General features: G+C 61.9%; 10 protein-coding genes. 9 read left to right on the forward strand and 1 reads right to left on the reverse strand.

Annotation, left to right across the window (positions count from 1 at the left end):
* Window positions 1–238 precede the first annotated feature (238 nt).
* The 7 genes from nagB (at window position 239) to VNH11_36275 (ending at window position 17,607) form a co-directional block, all read left to right on the forward strand.
* Window positions 239–2,158 carry a glucosamine-6-phosphate deaminase gene (gene nagB, locus VNH11_36245; protein ID HVA51850.1) on the forward strand — a complete coding sequence of 640 codons (1,920 nt, stop codon included), beginning with the start codon at window positions 239–241 and terminating at the stop codon, window positions 2,156–2,158.
* Between the two features lie 1,268 nt (window positions 2,159–3,426).
* Entirely contained in the window at window positions 3,427–4,167 is a 741-nt protein-coding gene (locus tag VNH11_36250; GenBank protein ID HVA51851.1) for a hypothetical protein, read from the forward strand.
* A gap of 41 nt (window positions 4,168–4,208) precedes the next feature.
* Window positions 4,209–13,142, forward strand: a complete 8,934-nt coding sequence (locus VNH11_36255) for a choice-of-anchor Q domain-containing protein (GenBank protein HVA51852.1) — start codon at window positions 4,209–4,211, stop codon at window positions 13,140–13,142.
* A gap of 55 nt (window positions 13,143–13,197) precedes the next feature.
* Window positions 13,198–13,908 carry a PEP-CTERM sorting domain-containing protein gene (locus VNH11_36260; protein ID HVA51853.1) on the forward strand — a complete coding sequence of 237 codons (711 nt, stop codon included), beginning with the start codon at window positions 13,198–13,200 and terminating at the stop codon, window positions 13,906–13,908.
* 2,476 nt (window positions 13,909–16,384) lie between these two features.
* A complete protein-coding gene (locus VNH11_36265) occupies window positions 16,385–17,002 on the forward strand; it encodes a hypothetical protein (protein ID HVA51854.1) in 618 nt (205 codons plus the stop codon).
* Window positions 17,003–17,013: 11 nt separating this feature from the next.
* The gene (locus VNH11_36270; GenBank protein HVA51855.1) at window positions 17,014–17,160 is read left to right on the forward strand and encodes a hypothetical protein; all 147 of its coding nucleotides are present in this window, start codon (window positions 17,014–17,016) and stop codon (window positions 17,158–17,160) included.
* A 138-nt stretch (window positions 17,161–17,298) separates the two neighbouring features.
* The gene (locus tag VNH11_36275) at window positions 17,299–17,607 is read left to right on the forward strand and encodes a hypothetical protein (GenBank protein ID HVA51856.1); all 309 of its coding nucleotides are present in this window, start codon (window positions 17,299–17,301) and stop codon (window positions 17,605–17,607) included.
* 21 nt (window positions 17,608–17,628) lie between these two features.
* On the opposite strand, the gene VNH11_36280 is transcribed toward VNH11_36275, so the two are convergent.
* Window positions 17,629–19,917 (reverse strand): redoxin domain-containing protein, encoded by a 2,289-nt coding sequence (locus tag VNH11_36280; GenBank protein ID HVA51857.1) that lies wholly within the window; start codon window positions 19,915–19,917, stop codon window positions 17,629–17,631.
* 296 nt (window positions 19,918–20,213) lie between these two features.
* Between VNH11_36280 and VNH11_36285 the strand changes: the two genes are divergently transcribed.
* Window positions 20,214–20,342 (forward strand): hypothetical protein, encoded by a 129-nt coding sequence (locus VNH11_36285; GenBank protein ID HVA51858.1) that lies wholly within the window; start codon window positions 20,214–20,216, stop codon window positions 20,340–20,342.
* Between the two features lie 219 nt (window positions 20,343–20,561).
* Window positions 20,562–23,594 (forward strand): FG-GAP-like repeat-containing protein, encoded by a 3,033-nt coding sequence (locus VNH11_36290; GenBank protein ID HVA51859.1) that lies wholly within the window; start codon window positions 20,562–20,564, stop codon window positions 23,592–23,594.
* Window positions 23,595–23,641 lie beyond the last annotated feature (47 nt).

Here is a 23,641-nt window from a genome sequence, read left to right on the forward strand (position 1 = left end):
CCGGCCAAGCAGTGCTCGGCGAAGCATTGCCAATACAAGCTTGCGAGCGCCGGCCCACCATGAAAACGACGTCGGTATCGGTGGGCCTGCGCTCGCAAGCTCGCTGGTCCCACCCTACCGCTGCATCCATCAATCGACGAATGACAGAGCACTAGGTCGGATTTGTTTGCATGGATTTCCCAGCCGATTTTGGTCATACTGACGGGCGGACCTTGTCTCCTGGCTTTTTCACGGTGGTATGTCGCTCATCGAAGCAAGCTCGCAAACGCCGCGGCCGACCGTGCCGGCGGCGGCCGCCCGGCGGGTGCCGGGCACGCACATTCCCTGCTACGTCTTCGAATCGGACCGCGACCTGGCGCGGCACGTCGCCGAGTCGCTGGCCGAGCTCATCCGCGAACGAAACGCCTTCGGCCAAAAGGCCGTGCTCGGCCTGCCCACCGGCTCCACGCCCGTGGGCGTCTATCGCGAGCTGATTCGCCTGCACCGCGAGGAGGGCCTCGACTTTTCGGGCGTGGTCACCTTCAATCTCGACGAATACTACGGCCTGCACCCCGACCAATTGCAAAGCTACCATCGCTGGATGTTCGAGCACTTCTTCGACCATGTACACATCCCGCGGTCGCAGATTCACATTCCCGACGGCACCGTGCCGCCCGAACAGGTCGACGACTACTGCCGCCGTTACGAAGACGCCATCGAGCAGGCCGGCGGCATCGACGTGCAACTGTTGGGCATCGGCCGCAACGGGCACATCGGTTTCAACGAGCCGTTCAGCATCCGCAACAGCCGCACCCGGCTGGCCACGCTCGACCCGCTCACCCGCCAAGACGCCGGCAGCGACTTTTTCAGCGAGCAGAACGTGCCGCACCAGGCGATCACGATGGGCCTGGGCACGATCTTCGACGCCCGCCGCGTGATCTTGATCGCCCTGGGCGAGCACAAGGCGTCGATCGTTCGCGAGGCGGCCGAGGGGCCGATCGGCGACCGCGTGCCGGCCAGCTTCCTTCGCGAGCACCCGGCCGCCAGCATCTTGCTCGACGAGGCGGCCGCCGGCGAGCTGACCGGCGTGGCCACGCCCTGGGTGTCGGGCAACGTCGCCTGGAGCGACCTCTTGATCAAACGGGCGGTGCTGTGGCTGTGCGAGAAGACCGGCAAGGCGCTGTTGAAGCTCGACGACAACGACTTCCGCGAACACAACCTGCACCAGTTGCTGCGGCATCACGGTCCGGCTCAGCGCGTGGCCCATCGCGTGTTTCGCTGGATGATGGACACCATCGAATACCACCCCGGCGGCCGCGAGCAGAAGCGGATCATCTGCTTCAGCCCGCACCCCGACGACGACGTGATCAGCATGGGCGGCACGCTCATTCGCCTGGTCGAAGACCAGCATGAGGTGCACGTCGCCTACATGACCAGCGGCAACATCGCCGTCTTCGACCACGATGCCCAGCGGGTGGCCGACCTGGTGGTCGAGTTCAATCGCCGCTTCAACATCGAGCAGGAGAAATCGCTGGAGGTCGAGCGGCAGGTGCAGGATTCGCTCGGCCGCAAGGCGCCGGGCGATCCCGACAGCGAGACGGTGCTGGCCATCAAGGCCCTCATCCGTTGGAGCGAGGCCAAGGCGGGCGCCCTGGTCTGCGGTTGTCGCGAAGAGCATTTGCACTTTCTCGATCTCCCCTTTTATCGCACCGGCACGATCGCCAAAAAGCCGGTCGGCGAGGACGACGTGCGGATCATTCGCGAGCTGATCGACCGCGTGGCCCCGCGGCAGATTTATCTGGCCGGCGACTTGTCCGATCCGCACGGCACGCACCGCGTGTGTGCCGAAGCGATCTTGCTGGCCCTGAAAGAGATGGCGGCGACCGGGGCGGCGTTGCCCGAAGTGCTGCTCTATCGCGGCGCCTGGCAAGAGTGGGCGCCGCACGAGATCGAAGTTGCGGTGCCGCTCAGCCCCAGCGATCTGGAGCGGAAGCGAAAGGCCATCTTTCGGCATGAATCGCAAAAAGACACCGCGTTGTTTCCGGGCGTCGACGCGCGCGAGTTCTGGCAGCGGGCCGAGGACCGCAACCGCCATACGGCCGGCTGTTACAACCAACTCGGCCTGCCGGAGTATTTCGCTTTGGAAGGTTTTGTACGTTGGAAGGGCCAGGCCATTTAGTGCTCCGTCCGTCGTCGATTGATGAATGCAGCGGTAGGGTGGGACCAGCGAGCTTGCGAGCGCCGGCCCACCATGTTTAAGGCGTTAGGCAATAGGCGTTGGGCGTTAGGGCACATGCGGAGTACCGCGCCCAAAGCCTAACGCCCATCGCCCATCGCCTAACGCCTGTTTTGGCCGGCGTTCGCAGGCTCGCTGGTCCTACTGCGCGGCGGCTTTCACGGGTTATACTGAACGGGCCGCTGAAAGAGCAAGGTTCGAGAAAGGAGCGGAGCCCACGGCAAAGGGCGACAAGAGCAAAACGAAACGCGATGCAAGTCTGGAAGTGGAGTAGCAGGCTTCGTGAGAAGTCTGGCCGCTTGGGCAGGACGCCCGGAGTGTACACGAATTCTGTTAGGCGCAGAATTCTCGGCGAGTGGTCGTTCCGCTCGCGGCGATGCCCCGGCCGCCCGACCACCTGATGCGCTTGGTTCTTCGATTCATCGTCGCACGCTTCGGCGGCGTTCACTCGATATGATACGGGGCGCGTTGCACGGTCCGCCACCCCCGAGCCGCTACTGCACCTTGGGCGCGGACGTACGCGGGGCGTTGCGGATGACTTTCCCGTCGGCAGTCATGGGCACACCGCCAGATAGTCGCTTTGGCTGTCGAGGCTTTTCAACCGCGCGCCCAGCGCGGCCCGCGACGAGTCGTCGTCCTCGACCGCGCTGCCCGTGCCGCGCACTGCTTCGACCGCTTGCGGTCCGGGCCCGTTGCCGCTATCGTGGCAAGCCGACCGCGGCGGCCAAGTCGCTCCCGTCGCGCACCAAGAGCCTCGCGCCGTCCGCGCCCCAATCGTTGAGCCGGATGGCAACGTCTCGGTAACCCTCCAAGCGCCAGTCGGCGCAATCGACGACATAGCCCAACACCTGGCCGATCGCGTCGGCGAAATTCCCCAGTAGCCGCGGTCGATTCGCGACCTCGTGGTGCGGGTGATTGTCGACCAGCGGTCCCGCAAGACCTTTTCGGGGTCGTGCCCGCCGCGCCGCAGGAACGGGTTCGCGGGAGCACTCTGTAGGGCATCTGGGCAGATAGCGGGAGAAGCGGAAAGCGTGCGCGCGGCAGACTTCGCGCGACAACGGGTTCTTATCCAGTTGTCCAGGTTGACGCACGCATTTAGCCCCACCACACTGTCAGCTTGAATCCGGCCGCGCTTCCTTTGTTTGGGACTGAGCGGTGGCTTCGAGCGCCAACCTGTCTATGATTGAACCCTTAGCCCAAAGGCGGCGATTATGCGGGACTACGTCTTGTCGTTCGTCTCCAAACGTCCCAAGCGCGAACACAAGAGGCAAGCTCCCCGACTTCGCACCGTTCGCGTGAAATCGCCGGCCGTTCGCCGACCGCGGGCGATCGTCGACCGAATCTTCGCGGGCAGCAGCATGGCGTGGAGTAATCGGGCCAACTGGAACACGCATTCGCTGCCTGGCGCGACGGATGACATCGTCATCCGTGTAACGGGCGACCCGACCGTCGTTCATGCCAGCGGCACTGGCGGAATTCGCGGTCTCTCTTCGGACAACACTGCGACGCTTTCGCGCACCGAACTCTCGGTCGCGACGACTGCAAAGGTCGACAACTCGTATCTGACCCGTGGCCTGCACGATTCGCAGGACCGTGGCTCGTCATTTATCCACCCTTGCCTAACACGCCGCTCACGCGGCGGCGGTATGTTCGACGCGTTACCACAGGGCTCCGTTGCACTTGGGCAAGGGCCTATTAAGGGCAATATCGGTAAAGCTGCACGCGTGCAGCTTTTGAGCGGGTCACTCAATTCCCCGGCAAAACAGGACCGGAAGACAATGCAAACCGCGGCGCACGCTTTAACGAATGGACCGGCGATAGAAGACACGTCGCTGAACGACCCGCCGGCTTGGCTCGCTTCACCCTGCGGGTTGGAGAAGCGCATCCCGGCGGCAAGCTCGAGTGAGGAACGTCTTGCCGGCCGATCGCCGAAGAAGCGAAAGCCGCGTTAATTGTACACGAACAAACTAATCTGCAATAAAGGGTGGCGACCATGCTGGCCATGCTGGACTACTTATTGTCCTTTTTCTTCTGGTGCCCCAGGCGCGAGCAAAGGCGGCAGGTTCCCCAGCTTCGGATCGTGCGGGTCGAATCGCTCGAACATCGTCGCCTGCTCTCGATTGATTGGATTGGAACAGCCGGCGACCACCTGCCGGCAACACGGGGAAACTGGACGGCCGACGCGGCACCGAGCGCTCGGGACGGCGGCATGCACGCGACTGTCGCTAAACGCCCCGCGCATGATCGCGGCGCCTTTCATACGTCGCGACGACGGACGACCAGATGTCGCCGCCGCTATACGAGACTGGAGATCCTCGAGGATCGGACCCTTTTGAGTTCGGACGCCTTTACAAACTCGGCTGGCGGCGAATGGAGCACGCCCTCGAATTGGAGCCTTGGACGTGCTCCGTCGACAGGCGATGATGTTAGCATATCTGGCCTTCTTCCTGGGAAAGCGGTCACATTAGATCCATTTGCGGACGTCGCAATTGATAATCTGACTTTGGATTCATCGTTGAATCTTCAAGGAGTGCTGACGGTCACAGGGGAAATATCGGGGAGCGGCTCCCTCAACCTTCAGGGTGAATTACTCGATGCCACCATTGACCAGGGCATCAGCGTTCGGGGGCAAGATGGCAGTACACTCGATGCGGTAACCCTCGACGGAAACATGGTAGTCGCCGGAGGGGGATTCGTTAGTACCGATTCCGTAATTGTGCTCGACGGCCTGACGCTCGGCGGCGCAATCACATTGGGGGGGGCGAACCTCTGGGGAGGGCTTGTCTTCGCGGGGACGCAGACACTCAGCGGCGACGGCTCTGTCAGTCTCGCGGCGACACTCTCCGGGGAGAGCCTGATTAAAGCGATCGCGTGGCCCACCCGATCAGGGAGCACCCTGACCATCGGCCAGAATATCGTAATCGGCGGCCAAACGGCATTTTTTCTTGGTGACATAATCGACCAAGGTACCATTGGCTTCGATGGAAGTAGTCTTGGATTCGAGGTTCAAACTCTTTCGGTCGCGCCGTCTGGCAGTTTTTCTCTGACCAATGGGGCTAGCGCGACATTCGTCGATGACCTCGACAACGCGGGCACGGTGTCGCTCAGCACCACAAGCAATCTTTACGTCGGGGGAAGCTATACCCAATCGGCGACGGGAACTCTTCAGCTTCAAATTGGCAGTGCGCCCTCTGCCAATCAGTTCCCGCGCGTTGATGTGTCATATACCGGTACGCTAGCTGGAACCTTACAGGCAACGTACGTAAATGGCTTTACACCTTCGGCAGGGCAGTCGTATTGGGTATCCGCTAATCAGCGATTGGTCGGCGCGTTCGACAATGTCTTTGGGGGCCAAGTCGCATACGTCGCCACGCAGGTCTATCTCAACATATCAAGCGCCCAGGTCCGCCCGACGCTATCTTTCGATCCGCAGGGCAACGGCGTCGATGTTGGCTACATTGTCGATGGCGCCTTACTTCCAGAGACAACGACTGTCGATCTGTACTGGGCTTCCGGAAGTGCATTCGCAGACGTCATTGGCGAGGCGATCCCAGGTGCGAGCCAAGAGGTGGCGGAAGGAAGTCCCGTTGGCACATACGGGCCGTTTCACATTCATGCGACCACGCTCGGGTCCCGTCCTACCGGTGCCACTTACTTGCTTGCCGTCGCCGACCCCAAAAACCTTCTAGGGAACTTCTCGGAGGAAGAAAATGTTAAGGCCCTCCGACTTCTCCAACTGCCAGGTGTATTCGTAGCGAACGCCTCCACCACCGATTCCAAGAACTTGACCGTCAACTACACGGTCACGGGCAACGACAACCAGACGCCCTTCGACCTCCGCGTTTATCGCTCGAACCAGGCAACCTACGACCCGAACAACGACCAGCAAGTTCTCGTCGCACAGGTGCCGATCCAGGGGAGTGACGCCGCCGATGGCACGCACGAGATCGTGATCGGGCCGGCTGGACAAAACGCTTTCTCCGTCACCCGATCACTAGCGCCCGACCCGACGCACGAATACGTGATTGCCACCGCGGATGACGACGGCTCATTGAACCCTGGGGATGCTAACAATACGCCCCAGGAGGAGTTCCGCATCCTTCTCGTCGCTGACGTCACCCACGGGCTGACACTGAACGGGATCGGCAATAAGCTTTCGATGGCACTGTTTAATAATGCCATCACCTCACCGACGCAGGTGTGGGTGGACACGATGGCTGGCAACCTTGCCAATGACAACTACGATGCTGCCTTTGGCTTCCACTGGGAGCAAATCAGCAATAAAACTTTGCCTGCCCCCGGTATCTTACCGCTCGGCGTCGGGGGCGACCTTGCCGAAATCGCGGGTTATGAAATGGCCAAGCAACTCATCACGGAAGTCAAAAGTTCAACGCCCATAAACGTCCCGGCATCTCTCTCTACCTACACGACGTCCACGAATGTCGACGGTACCCGCGACCCGAATTGGGAGCAGCCCGGTCCTAACGACGTCGTCGACGTACAGTTCATCGGCCACAGTCGCGGTTCCGTCGTCATTAGCCAAGCATTAATGGATCTGAGCGACACTAATCCCGATACAACGTTCGATATTGCCAATGTGCCACGGTCTCTGTCCGCCGGCTTTGACATGATGACGATGCTTGACCCGCACCCCGCTAACCCTATCTATGGCGCATTGAGCGCGGCCGGCTTGGGCGGAGGCGTGGCCCCTGGCACCTCTATTCTCACGTCGTTGGCGAAGCGAGCCGGGTCTCTTGTGGCCGCCGCCGCTGTGGAGTCGTTCCAAGTTTCGGCCGACGATAAGAATGTGGTCATTCCCAGTAACGTCCAAGCCGTGGAGGAGTATTATCAACAGTCCCCGACGGCCTATTTCACTTCGGGTGACGAGAGTTACGTGAACCTCTGGGGCGAATCGCCGGCGCCGGACCAAATCAAAAATGATTCGGGACTGCCGCTGACACCGAACGTAAATGTACGCAACGTGTCTGGGCCGGGCGTCGGGCATATGGAAATTCACCATTACTACGACAGCCAAGTTGTTGAGTTTCAAGGAGCGCCAAACGCACCGAACGACTTTCCCGCCACCTTGACCAAGCTCGGCCTGAAACAATTTGGCTCAGCTTCGCAGTCGACGCCGGCGCTCAGCCTGTCCAGCCTGTCATTACTAAGTACGCCCGGAGCGGCCCCGCAGTTGATGGCCGTGAAGCCGTCGGGCAACGTCGTTGCTGGTGCGCCGTTCGGTCTCGATATTTATGCTTTGGATCCTGATGGGAATGTCGATTCGACCTTCAACGGCAGCGTCACGCTTGGTTTGGGCAATGGCCCAAGTGGCAGCGCGCTGGGGGGTACGCTGGTAGCTTCGGCTGTCAACGGCGTAGCCGAGTTCTCCGGATTGACGCTTAACAAGCCGGGTGTTGCCTATACTTTGCAGGCGACAGCGAACGGCCTGACGTCCGGAGTGACGCTCCCATTCGACGTGACCGACGACCAATTGGTAGTCACGAGCCAACCTCCCTCCAATGTGACTGCCGGAAGCGGTTTCGGCCTCGTCGTTTCCGCCGAGAATGCCGCGGGGAGCGTAGACACCTCGTTCAATGGTCGGGTAGCTGTTGCTGTGAGCCTGGCCAGCACGAACAGCATTTTGGTCGGGACCATGATTGTAACGGCCGTGGACGGCGTTGCGACCTTCTCCGGTTTGACGCTCGGCGGTCCGGGCTTCTACGAACTGGCACTGACCACCAACGGGGTCGGGAGCGCAACAGCAAACTTCTTCCAGGTCAACGCGGGGACGGCCACCCAGCTTGTGGTTACGGCCGAGCCGCCAAATGCCGTCAGCACCGGCGCCGGCTTTTCCTTGAGCGTCGCAGCGGAAGACGCTTACGGCAACGTCGATCCAACTTACAACGGCCCCCTCACCCTTTCGCTCGCTGCCGATCCGAGCGGCGCGATGCTAGGAGGCACCACGACGACAATGGCCGTCAACGGCCTGGCTTCTTTTTCCGGACTGACGATCGGCAGTCCGGCCAACGGCTACACAATCGAGGCGGCCAGCACCGGACTGACCGCCGCAACGACGAACGCCTTCGACACGGCGCCGCTGGGCCAAGCAACGCAACTCGTGGTCACCACTCAGCCCGCGGGTAGTGTCGCCGCCGGGAGCGGCTTTGGGCTGGCAGTCACGGCCGAGGACAGCTTCGGCACGGTTGATGCCAACTTCAACGGCAGTGTGACGGCCGAGAATCCAAATGGAGGGAATCCGTTGGCCGTGGTCACGGCCGTGAACGGCGTGGCGACTTTTTCGGGCCTTACGTTGGACCAGGCAAGTCCGATCTATTCGTTGTCGGTCACCAGCAGCGGCCTGCTCGCTGCTTCGACCAACCCGTTCGAGGTGACCAGCGAGCCGGCTACCAAGCTGGTGCCGTTGGATCCGCTGCAAGTCAATCCAGGAGCAGAGTTCGACTTCCAAGTGGTTGCCGAGGATCCGCTGGGGAATGTCGATCCAACCTTCGACGGCCCAGTGACCGTCGCCTTGGGCAGCAATCCGCGCGGCGGCACCCTGGGCGGCACCCTCACTGTTATGGCCGTGAATGGCGTGGCGGATTTCCCTGACCTGACAATCAACAACGCGGGCAATGGCTATACGATCCAGGCTGGCAGCACCGGCCTGACAAGCGGCAGCACCGATCCGTTCTTCGTGAGCGAAGATCAGTTCGTGGTGACGACCCAGTCACCCAGCGTCGTCACCATCGGTCAAAGCTTTGGCTTGACGGTCACGGCTGAGGATCTCGCCGGCAACACGGACAGCGCCTTTAGCGGCGCCGTCACGCTCAATCTGCTGAATTTCGGGGCTAACGCAGCCGTGCTCGGCGGGGCACTGACAGCCAACGCCGTGAACGGCGTAGCGGCCTTCTCCGGCCTGACTATCGACCAACTGGGCACGTACGCCGTGTTTGCCGAAAGCAGCGGTCTCGGCGCAGCCGCCACGAACTCGTTCAGCGTCATAGCAAGTCCAGTTTCGTCAGTCGCCCCATTGCCAGCCACCGAAGCCTCCACGACGTTCGACGTTAATTGGTCTGGAAGCGACGTCGGTGGTCCGGGAATCGCCAGCTACGACGTTTACGTCTCCGACGACGGCGGTCGCTTCACTCTGTGGCAGACCGACACCACGGCGACCTCGGCCCAATTCGGCGGGCTCAACGCGCACACCTATAGCTTCTACAGCGTCGCCACCGATAACGTCGGCAACCAGCAAGCCGTGCCGAGCGCCGCCCAGGCCACGACCACGATCGTTGCGACGCCCCCCGGCAACGTGTATGTGGCCAGTTCGTTTTACGATCAAACGACGGGCGTGATTACCGCCGCGCCGATCGTCGGCGACACGGTCAACTGGCTGGCTAGTGGCCAGTACGCCGAGATCGATAATCTGACGTTTGGCGCAACCGCCTTCACGAGCGTGCAGACCGCAGTCGATGCCGTCGCCTTCGGGGGCACGGTTGACGTGGCCGCCGGAACCTATAGCGAGACCGTCAGCATCAGGCAGCCGTTGACGTTGCAAGGGGCGGAAAATGGTGCCGTCACCACGCTTCGGGATCCGACGACCGGAGCGGACACCGGTATCACGGTCAATACCGCAAGCGGCACGGTGGACATTCAGGGGTGTACCGTCACCGGCTTCATGACCGGCGTCTCGGTGACCGCGGGCACCGTGGAACTGAACGACGACACGATTTCGGGCAACAACAACCCCAACGGCGACGGTGGCGGGATCTACAACAATGGCACGTTGATGGTGGCCGGTAGCACGGTCTCCGGCAACTCCGCCGGCATCGGCGGCGGCATCTACAACAACGGCACGCTGACGGCCAGCCGCAGTACGGTCTCCGGCAACTCCACCGCCGTCGTCAGCGGCGGAAGCGGCGGCGGCATCTACAACCACGCGACGCTGACCCTGACCGATAGCACGATCTGCGATAACTTTGCGAGTACCCTCGGCATCGGCGGCGGCATCGACAACGGCGGAGGAACGCTCAAGATTGAGCAGAGCACGATCTCCGGCAATTCGGCCTTCTCCGGCGGCGGCATCGTCAACTTCGCCACTCTCACGCTCGCCGATAGCACGCTCTCCGGCAATGCGGCGACGGTCGGCGCCGGTTTGGAGAACGATATGGGCACCGTCACCGTCACCAACAGCAGCATATCGCGCAATGCAGCCAGCGGCAGCTTCGCTCATGGCGGCGGCATCCTAAACGCCGGCACGCTCACGGTCACCAACAGCACCATTTCAGGCAATGCAGCCAACGCAAGTTACGGCACCGGCGGCGGCATCTACAACCTTGAAGGCTCGGCCACGCTGACAAATAGCACCATTTCGGGCAACTCTGCCAACGGAAGCTACGCCAGCGGCGGAGGTGTTTTCAACGCCAGCACACTTACGCTCACCGACAGCACTCTCGCCGGCAACGCGGCAGATTATCAAGGCGGCGGCATTTACAATCTCGAGGGCGCGGCCACGCTCGCCAGCAGCACGGTCTCCGGCAACTTGGCTGGTTCCGAGAGCAATGCAGGCGTCGGCGGCGGAATCTATTCCGTTTCGGCATACGGGGGCCAAGTGAATGTTGCCAACAGCGTCCTCGCAGGAAACACCGTTCTCGGGGCCGCCGGCAGCAATCCCGACGTAAGCGGACCTTTCGGTACGACCGATCAAGACTTGATTGGCGTGGTGGGCGACGCCACGGGATTCACGTCGGCCGGTGCCGCGATCAACGGCAACATTGTCGGCAGGAGCGCGGCGCCCGTCGATCCGTTGCTCGCACCGTTGGGCGATTATGGCGGCCCAACGCAGACCATGGCCCTGCTGCCCGGCAGCCCGGCGATTGACGCTGGCGACAACAACCCGCCCTCGACATTTCCCAGCACGCCCAGCACCGACCAGCGCGGTTTCGCACGGACCGTGAACGGCACGATCGACATCGGGGCCTTCGAATCGAGCGGATTCACGCTCGTCAAGGGCATGGGAACAAATGGCGACAATCAGTCGGCGGACATCGGCGCGGCGTTCGCCAGCCCGCTGGTGGTCGCGGTTTATGCCAATAACGCGAACGAGCCGGTCGACGGCGGTCAGATAACCTTCGCGGGCCCGGAGAGCGGCGCGTCGATTGATCCCAATCCCGTCACCACCGTCGTCAGCGGTGGTGTCGCCCAGGCCGTGCCGACTGCGAATGAAACTGTCGGCGGGCCGTATTCCGTCACCGCGTCCGCGGCCGGCGGCAAAGACACCGTTCTCTTCGCCCTCACCAACGTTGAACCACTGACGATCGTCAGTCTCGGTCCGATCGCCACCGACCCGCGCAACGTCTACATGGCCTCCGACGACGTGACGTTCTCCGAGCCAATCGACCTGACCAACTTCAACTACGGCGCCTTGTCGCTCACGCTCAACGGCAGCGCTAATCTCATCAATAGCGGCGTGACCATCTCGTTGGTCAGCGGCACGACCGACACCTATCGCATCGCAGGCCTGGCAAGCGTGACGACGACTGACGGCACCTATGTCCTCTCCGTCGACGCCAGCAAAGTGCAAGACTCCAACGGCAATTACGGCACCGGCACCGCCAACGTGACCTGGTTGATGGACACCACGCCGCCCACCAGCAAGGTCAATCCGTTGCCGGCAACGGAAACGTCGTATTCGTTCACGGTTTCCGTGACGGGCAGCGACCCGCCGCCTGCGTCCGAGCCGGGAATCGCCACCTCGGGCGTCGCTTCCTACGCGATCTACGTGGCCATCGACAACGGCGCGTTCGCACTCTGGACCACCCTTCCCGCCAACAATCCTTCGGCCACCTACTACGGCGAGGCCCAGCACCACTACTATTTCCGCAGCGTGGCGACCGACGCGGCGGGCAACATCGAATCGAAGCAGGTGCTCATCGAAGCCGGCACCTACGTGCCCGACTTGACGCCTCCGGTCACGAAGGTTGCTTCCGAAAGCTTCAATACCACAACCGACCTGTTCACGTTGAACCTATCGGGCAGCGACGCCGGCGGCAGCGGCCTGGCCACGTTCGACGTTTTCGTGCAGGTCTATACCGGCGGCATCGGCTCGACCGTGCAGCAGATCGCCACGGCGGCGGCCGGTTCGCCCGACGCCAACGGCAACTATTACGGCGTGGCCACCTATCAGGTGCCGAGCAACCTGCTCGACGGCAACCAACACACCTATCGCTTCTACAGCACGGGTATCGACGGGGCGGGCAACATCGAGGTGGCCCACGCCAGCCCCAACGACGTTGAATCGACTCAAACCCTGTCACCTCCGCCCTCTTTGGCCGTGTCGAGCCTCGTCATCGAGAAGGGGTTGGTTGAGCGGTCGTTCATCCGCTACATCGACATCGGCTTCAACGAGAGCGGGGCGGCGTTGCAAAGCCTGATCGACAACAACGACATCCGCCTGATTCAGCATCCGCTGAGCGGCGTGATTTCACCCAGCGACCCCACGGTGCCGCTGGCTGGCCTGCTCAAAGTGATCGACGACGCCAACGGGATCGCCGACATCATCGAAATCGACTTCGGTGCGCTGGCACTGGGCGGGGCCGCCGACACGCCCGGATTGGCCTTTAGCACCTATTGGTCCGAGTTGGCGGCGGGCGACGGCTATTACGAGCTCGACATCGACACCGGCGGCAGCAATCCCGCCAATTGGTCCACCGCCGCCCACGAGTTCTTTTATCGGCTGTTGGGCGACGTGAACGGCGACCATATCGTGAATGGCGCCGACTTGACCGCCATCACGGCGGCCTTGGGGCAAACCGGCCCCTACATCAACGCCGATGTCAACGGCGATGGCACGGTGAACACCATCGACAAGCTGCTCGCCCTGAAATCGCAAAATCGTGCTTTGAATGCCGGCCTGGAACTTGACGGCTAGGCGCCCCCGAGTGATTCTATATCTTGACCGATTGCTAACTTGAGGAGATCACGCCATGTCGCGCGTTCCGTTGTTTGTGGCCTTCCTGTTGATTTTAGGCGCGGCCTCGGTTGCCTGCGCTGACGTGACCCTCGACCTCTCAGCCCCCGTATTCACGAGCGCCACAAACGGCTATGTGGACCTCGACGTTCAGGGAAGTTCGATTAGCATCTTTAATCTGACGCTTCAGATTACGACCGATCCGTCGAACACGCCGGCGTATATGCTGCAATTCGTGTCGGCTGGCGGATTATACACCGGCGACAGCACCTTCAACGATCCGAGCTACGTTTTTGGCCCAAATAGCGTCGCGTCCTATAGCCTCGACTCGTTGGTCGGCGGCTTCGGCAATACTACCGCGGTAGGCGGCTACCAAACCACTCTCAACGTTGGTGATTCGGCACTCGACTCAAACTTCAATCCCCAGGACGTGCCGATTACCAGCGCGAACAACCTTCTGGCACGCTTGGAATTCGAGCTGCCAGCAAATGCCGCGGCGGCCAAATTCGACCTGGGCCTCACGAGCGCGTCGTTCTTGTCGTCAACCAACGTCAGCATTCCGATTGACTCTAGCATCCCCATTTCAGAAACCCTTAGCGTGGGCACTCCAATTGCGAACGTGGTGCCCGAACCGGGCACGTTCGGCATGCTGTTTATTGGCATGACGGGCCTGCTGTGCATGAAGCGAAAGCGGTTGTTCGTCCATGGCGAGCCAAGCAATTCCTGACTTTCCTCCCAGACCGTCAAGGATGCCTGCGGCGGCGCGCGCGGCCCCCTCCCCGATCAGAAAAACGGTCAGAATGGTTTAGGCCGGAAAAAGAGCCGAGCGACGTGACCAGATCCTCGATCTGGCGAGCGACGAAGTCGAACTCGTAGACATGGACGACGCCGCGAAGGGCGCGCGGGTTTCCCCTTTTCCGGGTCCCGCGTCCATGGCCGGCAACCCCCCTGAATTTTTTTCGGCGGGAGTGGAATTTGGGGCCGGTCCGCCGCGTATTGCTGGTAGACGGGAAAAACAAAGTGATTCGTGGTCAGTGGTTGGTGGTTGGCAGGGTGTCAGCCGTGCCTAAGGATTGAGCACCGGCCTAGCGCGACCGCCAAACGCCACTCGGCCGCGCACGGCTGGCGCAAATTTGCGCCAGCCGATGAAACACGAGGTTTTTGCCCATCGGTTGACCTGACAGAGGGTTTTTTGGCGGCTGCTCAAATGATGTGCATGGTGGTCATCTGGATGCCTGTTATTTGAGCAATTCTTTTGTCCGTGCGGCGAAGCGGCCCGCCGGCGTTCGGCGAGGTGCGGTGAGAGGTCGAAAAAAAATCGGTCCCAAGCCAACGGCGCGGTAGAACACAGGGAGCCACGCAGGCGGACGCCTGCAACCGATCCATCCCAAGCCAGTCGCGAGATAGAACACAAGAATGTTTTGGTTCCGAGCGGATGCCGCCGGCTTGCCAGGCGGAGGTGTACGTTGGCCGTCTACAGAACGACGCGCCCAACAACCGCTTCCGGCAGCGGGCCGCCGCTTCGCGGTCACCCTCCCGCTTGCGGAGCAAGCGGGCTACGTAGCCCGCTCGCTCCGCGAGCGGATCGGCGGTCGGGAAGCGGCCCGCGTCGCCAGCGTCACCTTCAACGGAAAAAAGAGGATGGAAGAGCCTGCCGTGGAATTTTGGCGGGCTCCATGACGTATTGCTCGCAGAGGCGAAAAACAGCGGGCCGATGGCCGTCCATGCGCGCCCCGCGGCAAAGGAACGGGGAGGAACTTTTAGGGCGGAAGAGCGTCTAATTGTTAGTGGTCAGTGGTCAGTGGTTGGCAGAGTGCCAGCCGTGCCTAAAAATTGAGCAGTGGGCTGAGCGATGGGCGGTCGGTTCGCCCGCCGCGCACGGTGTAGGTAAATTTACCAACACCGGCGAAACACGAGGTTTTTGCCCATCGATTAACCTGACAGGAGGGTTTTCTGGCGGCTGCCTAAATGATGTGCATAGTGGTCGCCTGACTGCCTGCTCTTTGAGCAATTCTTTTGTGCGTGCGGCGAAGCAGCGTCGCAGCCGTTCGTCGAGCCGCGGTGAGAAGTCGCAAAGATCCGGTCCCGAGCCAACGGCGCGGTAGAACACAGGGAGCCAAGCAGGCGATGCCCGCAACCCATCCAACCCAAGCCAGTCGGGAGATAGAACACGGGAATGTTTTGGTTCCGAGCGGATGCGAAACATCCCGAGCCAGTCGCCGAGTAGAACAGAGGAAATAGTCGCCACGATCGAAGACCCAAGACCAAAGACCAAAGTCGTGAATCCAAAATCCAGAATCCGCAATCCAAAATGCACCATACCCCCCAGATTTATCGTTGCGGCGCGAAAATGAGCCGCGCCGCCCCGTCGCCGCAAGGTCCGGTCGCCAAACCGTTTGCAGCGTGGGGAAAACGAACACCCGTTTTGTTTTTGACAACGATAATTGTTTTCTGACAACGGTAATTCGGGGCCACCGAACCCTTGGCCGTCGTCAGTGGTCCGCTGTCAGATTGACGGTGGCAGACGACGCGAAAGCGTCGCTGATTGATCTTTGACAATTGAATTTGTGCCAGTCACAAGGCGGTTTCGCGCCCCGCGTTCGAAACCGCGGCCGATCGGTGCGCACCGCGTTGAAGTGGGGCGGCCTTCCCAGGCCGTCTGCGGCGACGAGCGCGGCATACGATACCTCATGCGGTCGAGAATGACGCATCCGCGCCCGACCGACTCTCTGTAGGGAACGCCCTCCGTGGCGTTCCGTCGCGCGGCGGCGACGCCATTTCGCGGATCACGGAACGCCACGGAGGGCGTTCCCTACAGACGTCTCATTTCCGCCCGCGTGAAGTATCCCAACGAACGGAAACCGAGCGGGCTTAAAAGCTTTTATAAGCGAACGTTGATGCGTTCGCGCGTGGCTGTAAAGGCATGGCCGGATGGGTGTTACCGCTGGGCCATGACGCTGAATGCTTTTATTCTTCACAAGGGTTTTAGATCGCGATGATCTTCGCTGGGCTTGCCGGCGGGACGGGGAACACCCGATCAACTGTCAGAATCTGACAGTTGGCCAATGGTGGGGTTTACCACCGTGTTCTCGCCGAGCAATGCCTGCCAACGTTTGCAATTAGTCGGTGTTGATCGCTCGCCTTCTACTTTGGCGCGAGTTGGCCATCTTCGAAATGCCCGGAAGGCGCCGTTGTAGAAACGGATGCCGACGCATTCCGTCGCGGAAGCGCAAAAGCTTTGGCGACAAGGATTTGCGACTTATCCGTTGGATGGGTGTCATCCGTCATCCTGCTCACTTTGGCAGCGTGCTGCCAAAGTGCCTGCGGCCCGTTCGTCTGCGGCGGCACGCCGCCGAGGCGACACGCGTGTCGCATGGGCGCGGAGTAAACGGCTTTCCTCTCGCTCCAGCGAAAGGGCTACGGTCGGCAAATGCGCCGCGCGCGGCGCAAGTGAGGGCGGCCGGTTCGTCTCCGGCGGCACGCGCCCCGGCGGCACGCGTGTCGCATGGCGCGGAGCAAACGGCTTTCCTCTTGCTCCAGCGAAAGGGCCACGGTCGGCGTCGAATACGGCGTTTGCGTCCACCGCGAAGCCGTCGAGCAACTTTGAGCTGGCCGTCTGGGCGCGGCGGAACGTTCCCGCCTCGGCATACTTGCCGTCGTCGAGCGGCCTTCCATGCTATGGAACGCTGGCCGATCGGTTGACGGCCGGCCGAATGTCGCCGCGCGAAGCCGCGCAGCTCTGTGTCACGATCGCCGAAGCCTTGCAACATGCTCACCAGGCCGGCGTGATCCACCGCGACTTGAAACCGTCGAACATCTGATTGACGAACAGTTGGTCGCTGAAAACGCCACCGTCGCCGATTATCAAAGGCTTCTCGCGCGCGTGTACGGCAACCTCGGCAGCTTGCAGGGTGATCCGGGCGAGCCGGAAACAACGGGCGCCGCTTGCCGGCGCGCGATCGAGATTATCGAGAAATAACCTACTTCTCGATCAGGGCGAGGTCGCGCCAGCTTTGGATCGCTATGCGAGCGCCGTCGAAACGCTCGAACGCGTTCTCGGCAACCAGCCGCGGCAACGCGTTACCTGCGCAACTCCTGCTATGGCCGCGCTCGTGCATTGAGCGCCTCGGGCCGCTACGGCGAAGCGGCCGACGAGTGTAGCCGGGCCGCGGCACTCGACGACGGCGAGGCGCGAACCGATCTGCTAATCGGGCTCGCCGATGCCTTGGCACGCGCGGGCGATCATGCCCGCGCCGCCCGAGAGGCGGCCGAGCTGGCGGCCGCCGCGAATCCGTCTTTCGAGACGCTCTACCGCCTGGCGGGCGTGTTTTCGCTCTGCGCCGCGGCGGCCAAAGACAACGCCGCACTGGCTGAAGCATACGCCGCCCGCGCCGTCGAACTGTTGCAGCGATCTGGACTCTTTTAGTCGCGCGGAGAATAACGCCGCTCAGCGCTGCCTTTCGGCTGTCGCCGCTTGAACTGGCGCCGCGGGCTGGCCGGCTTGAAGGGGCAGCTCGACCAGATAGACGCCGGCCCGAAAACTCCCCGCGGCAACGTAGCGGCCATCGGCGGAGAAGCTGCAACCTCGCGCCTTCTGCAGCTTGCCCTTCTTCGCGCGGTATATCTCCTCGCCCGACGTTAGATCGACCAAACGCACATCCGCTCCGTCGGAATTAACCACCAGCAGGCGATGACCGTCGGGGCTGAGGACCGCCTCGTTCCAGCCCGGCGGCATCATATCGGCGATCTTAATCTCCCGCACCGTCCGGCCCGTGGCAGCGTCGGATACGCGGAACGCCAGGTCTTTACCCCACGTTAAGACCTGTCGGCCGCCATCCAGCAACCAGGCGTGGCGGACCGCCTCCGGCCTCCCCTCGAAGGTTTGCAACGTCTTTGCCGTGCGGATGTCCCACACGCGGACCTGGCCGTCGTCGCCCCACGACAGCACTTGTTTGCCGTCGGGCGAAAAGTCGCCGGCACACCCAGCGGTGTGCCCTTCCAGCGTTGCCGTGACCGACCCCGTTTTCACGTCCCGGATGCGGAGCGTTCGATCGGCGCCCGAGGTGAGAAGCAAACGGTCGTCGGGCGAGAAGACGACGCGGCCGATCTGTTCGCCCGGCACGTTTTGGGTCCAAACCTCTTGGCCCGTGCTCAGTTGCCATAAGCGCAGAGTATCGTCCTTGCCGCTGGAGGCCAAACGGTCGCCATCGTGAGAAACGACCGCCGTCACGCCGTCGGCCGTATGACCATGAAATTCGCGGACGAGCTTGCCCGTGGCCACGTCCCAGAGATAGACGTTCTTGTCGCTGCTGTAGGCCGTGACAAGCTGCCGGCCGTTGGGCAGGAACGCGCCGTTGCTGTACCAGACGTCTTTGTCGGTGCGGAAGTCTTGCAGCGGCTTGCCGCTGGCCAGGTCAAACAGTCGCACCACGCCGCGGGGGCCCGAGTCGCCGAAGGCCACGTACGTTCGCCCATCGGGTGAGAACGACGTGATCCAAAGATGCGCTTGCCATCCGCCTTGTTCCGGCACCGGCCAAGGCGACTTGCGCACGAACCCCGGCATGCCGAACGTCAAGCGAGTCTTCTTCTTGACGCTGCCGTCAAACTTCTCGTCGAGCAGTTTGCGGACGATGATTTCGAGCTTCTCGTGGTCCTGATAGCCCACCAGCTTGGCGCGGACTTCGCCGTAACGGTCGAAAAACATCGTCGTCGGAAAGGCGTTGAACGAAGGGATCTGCGAAAGCGTGTCGTCGTTGACCAGCGCACAGCGATAATTCATCCCGTTGTCCTTGCGGAAATCCTGTACCAGCTTCAGGGCTTGTTCTTGGCCCGGCGTCCGCTCGCGGTTGAGGCCGACGATCGCCAGCCCGGCTTCCGCAAAATTCTTTTGCAGGGCCACGAAATGCGGAACTTCCATGCGGCACGGCGGACACCACGTGCCCCACACGTCGACGATCAACACCTTGCCGGCGAAATCCGCCAGGGCGATCGCGTTTCCATCGGTATCCGTAAGCTCGAAATCGAAATCAAAGGGATCGTTCTGTGCGAACAGGTCATCGACTTCTTTCACCATCCGGGCGCGGGCCGCCTCGGCCTGAGCGCGCAGCGTTTCTTCGGCCTTGGTTTTGAAGTCGGCATAGCCGGCCAGCGTGCGGACCGACTTCAAGTCGGCGTCGCGGTCCATCAGGGCGAGGTCTTTGAACCCGAATTCGACGGCTTCGCTCAGGCTCTTCAGGGCCTGCTCCGCCTGGTTGTCGAGCGCCAGGGCGCAGGCTTCGTTGTAATACATCGTGCCGGCCAGATTGCGCACCGGGGGGATGCCGGCGAACGCCGCGTTCGCCTTCAGTGCCCGCCGCATGTACTCGGCGGCTTTTCGGTGTTTGGCATAATCGGGCTTTTGGGCGTCGGCCGACGCCAGCTTGGAGGTGAACTGCGCCAGCGACAGCAACAGGTTGACGTCGTCGGCATTAGCGGGCAGGGCCCGCTCGAGCACCCCAACCACGCCGGCCAGGTCGTTCTTCCGCAAAAGTTTTTGCGCTTCCGCAAACGCTTCTTGCGTGGTCAAGGGCGGTTTTTCTTTTGCCTCGTCTTCGGCCGCGGGCGGCGAAGCCGCCTTGGGCGCATCGCCCGGCGCGGCTTTTTTGGGCGCGCCGCCGTCCGCCGGCTCGACGGCTTTCGCCTCCTCGCACAAACCTATCGCCAGCAACACGCACAAAGGGAACAGATAGCAAGACATGACGGCGCCTTTTGTTGGGAACAAGCCCACTTGCCACAACCGCGCCCTCAATAGAACGCTGCCAAGTCCCAATGGCAAGCTCTTAGGAAAAAAAATGACCGGAGAAGACCTGAACGGCCAGCGGGCGGTGGATGAGTTCCCGGCGGGCAGCTTCCGATCATGCTTACGGCTGCGGAAACGGCTGTCGCGCACGCACGAGATCGCAGCGCGGCTGACAGTGGCCCGTCGGCCGACGTGGCGAGGCCGCCCGGACGGGGATAGAATGGGGGCGAGACACATTGCCAGAGGATTTTCGCATGGCGACCGTCGAAAAAAAAACTGTGCTTCACGGCGAACGTCGGATCGTGCTTTCGGGCATTTCGTGGGAACTGTATGAGCAATTGCGCGAGAACGAAGATAACTGGCACGTCCTGGCCCCGCGGTGAGCTGTCGTTCGCCTGCGACGACGGACTCTATGAGGCGGCTACTGACCGTTTTACCGGCTTACCTGCTATCCATGCGCATCCGTGGTTCCATTTCGCCGCCTGCTGAAAAACTTGCAGCCGCGCGACGAGCGGCAATAATGGCGGAAGCTGCGCCCATGTCCTGCGGCGACTTTCGGATGGGCGAAGCCGGTCGAGTTGCCGGCGCGCCCCGGACGCCCGGTGCAACTCGTCGATCTCGATCACGACGGGGAACCGGAAGTTGTCGGGGTCGAAGATGTCTTGCCCCATCATACGAATACGTCGCCAGCGAAGATCTTCGTTTGGTCGCGTAACAAGGACGCACTTCTCTGGCAAGAACCGTTGGACGCGCTTTTTCCGCGGTTGGCCTGCTTGGGATTCGACGAGCCACAGTGGCCCCTGGTGGCGGATCTCAACGACGACGGCCGCTACGAGGTTCTTGTTCCCAACGGCACAAGCTCGCCGCGATGGTGGCGTGCAAATCCACCTCTGCAGGAGCAACTTCCTTGGGGATCTGTTCCAGACGGGTGGCTGGAAGCTCGAGACGCCGCCACTGGGCAAAAACTTTGGCACACAAAACTGCTGATGCTCGACCCGCAGGCCGACCATTTTCTGGTCGGCCCCGACATCGACGCTGACGGCTACCAGGATATTTTCGTCGCCAGCCTCTGGGGAGGCTATTGCGACCTGTACGTGGATGCACTTTCCGGCAAGGGCGGCCACCGGCTGTGGAGTACTTGGCGGCGGCAGCCCCGCTCCGGCGATGCCCCAAATCGTTATTTGAGGCGCCTCGGCTGGTGGTCAGAAGACCGTGATGGTTGGCCGCGGTTGCTTGTCAGCGTCGGAGCGGCAGTACGTAAGGGAGACGCTTCTTGGGCTGCTATTCGGCGTGACCACGTTTTTGACTTCCACGTCATAGCGCCAGAACGTAGGGAAGGCGCCTCGTCGCTCGTCGCCTTTTCAGCCGCCACCGGAAAGCTGGTGCATGAAGTGGAGCCGTTCGAGCAATTCGAACTGGCTGACCTCGATGGCGATCGCCGGCAGGAACTGCTGCGCTACTATCCCCAGGACGCGATGCAGTTCGACAAGGGCGGCACGCTCGATGCCTTCCGCGGCTCGACCGGCGAACGATGGCGCTGGTTGGGAGGCGACTGGCATCCCACGATCGACATCGACGGAGACGGGCTTCGCGACTTGATGTCGCTTTCCGACCAGGCTGGCCTTCGGGCCCTATCAGGATCCACCGGAAGGATCCTGTGGGCAAACCACATCGACGGAGTCGGATTAGGCCAGATCACATCGTGCGAGGATCTCGATGGAGATTCGTCGGCTGACTTCCTGCTTTGGACCGGCACCAGGCGCGGCGCTCGCTTGCGCGCCCTGTCATCAAAGAATGGTCACGTCCTATGGACGGCAACCTTCGAAGACGTGAGAACCGAGCCGGCCGCGCGGCTCACTGCCGCCGACCTCGATGGGGATCGAAAACCCGAAGTTATCCTGGCGGCGGACATGGAGGGCTTTTGGCTGGCCGTTTTGTCCGGCGCAAATGGGTCCGTCCGCTGGAAGAAGCGGCACCTCTCCAATTCACACAACATAACAGGCCTTCATGAAACGAGGGATCCGATTGTGGCGGCCGACTTTTGGGACCTGAACGGTGATGGCACGCGAGACATTGTCGTGCTGGCACCTCCGGGCGGCGACGATACAAAACTCTCACTCTATGCGATTGATGGCGCGCGCGGCTCAGTTCTTTGGGAGCACCCCACACATGGTAGTCCTGCGCCGGTGGCCCTCGCGGCGGATCTCGACGGGAACGGCAAGCCGGAAGTTTATTTGCTGGAATGCGAGATCGTCACCGGACTACACGAGTGGCCAGAATCCGCAATCGCGCGCCTGGTGGCACTGAATGCCGGCGATGGTCAGACTCGCTGGACTTGGGAGACGTCGGGTAACTACGGCCCAGATGATTTTCTCGCGTATCCAAAGCCGCAAGTTTTGCGACGAGCCGGCGGCCAATCCTGGTTATGCTTGAACCTCTGGGGATTCTCGCGGCCGCGTAATGCCGGCGAGATCATCTGTCTCGACATGCACGGAAAGCTGCTGAACCGCATTCCAGTCACCAGCCGCTTGGAACGACGTGCCTTTCGGCTCTGGACCGACGATTTAACGGGCGACGGCGACGGAGATCTCCTGTTTATGAGCGGCGACAAATTGCGGGTTGCCCATCCGGAAGATGGCACGTCAATTTGGGAATCAACGCTCCAGATCGACTCGGGCAACGAGGTACTGGGTGTCCTGTCATCTCCGCGTGGCCAGCCCGAGGTCGTGGTGCGCGAAGCGGTTCCACCGTGCAAGGTCTATGGACTCGACGGGGGCACCGCCGAGCTCCGCTGGTCTTGCGCTCTGCCGTCGACCAGTGGGGCCGTGTCTCCCGCCAACACGGACCAATTGACAATTGGCGAAAGCAAGTTGTGGAGGGACGCGATAGCTCGCGATCTCTCCTCGGTTAACGTGCTCGATGTGGTGTCAGGCGACGAACCGCCGACGATCCAATACCGCTACGGCGAAACCACCATCGGTTGGCAGGCTCGGTTCGTCGAACAATCCGAAGCCGCGGGCCGGCCCGCCGCAATCGTCGAGCAGGTGGCCGCACGCGCCGATCCGCGGTTGGCACGACCATTGCCTTGGCGGCAGTTCGTGTCCGCCGCGGGCGGCTGGCGGGCGGCAGGCGGACTCGTTGCGTGGGCGATGCTTTATTGCCTCGGCCTGATATTACTCCCAGGCGCGGCCGGATGGTGGCTGGTAAGCCGCCGCCGCTGGGGTCTGCGGACCTTGGCGTTGCTGCATCTGGTAGCTGCCGTTTTTCTTTCGGCCTGGCTGCTTGACGGTCCCGATAACGAGCTGCTGTCGCGGCTCGGCAAATTCGGCAGTGGTGCGATGGCTTTGCCCGTCGTGTTGGCTCTGGTTTTCATCGGGCGCTGGGCCGTCGCGCGTCGTTGGCGAACGCTTCTCGCATGGCTGGTTATTTCCGTGATCTTGGCGGTGGCGATCGGAGCGCTGTGCCTCTGGGCGGATGGGAGTCAGCGGGCCGAGGATCAGTACTACTCGCTCGACGGTTGGTATGGGGTCTGGCTGCCGGCCGCCTACGCCACGGCCGTCATCGTGGCCCTGGCCGGCGTTGCCAGGTTAGCGTGGCGCTGGTACGGCCGGCGGCGTCGGTTGCGGAATGCCTGAATATGGCGAGGCCGCCCGGACGGGGATAGAATGGGGCGAGACACATT

Source organism: Pirellulales bacterium (assembly GCA_035533075.1).
GTDB lineage: Bacteria > Planctomycetota > Planctomycetia > Pirellulales > JAICIG01 > DASSFG01.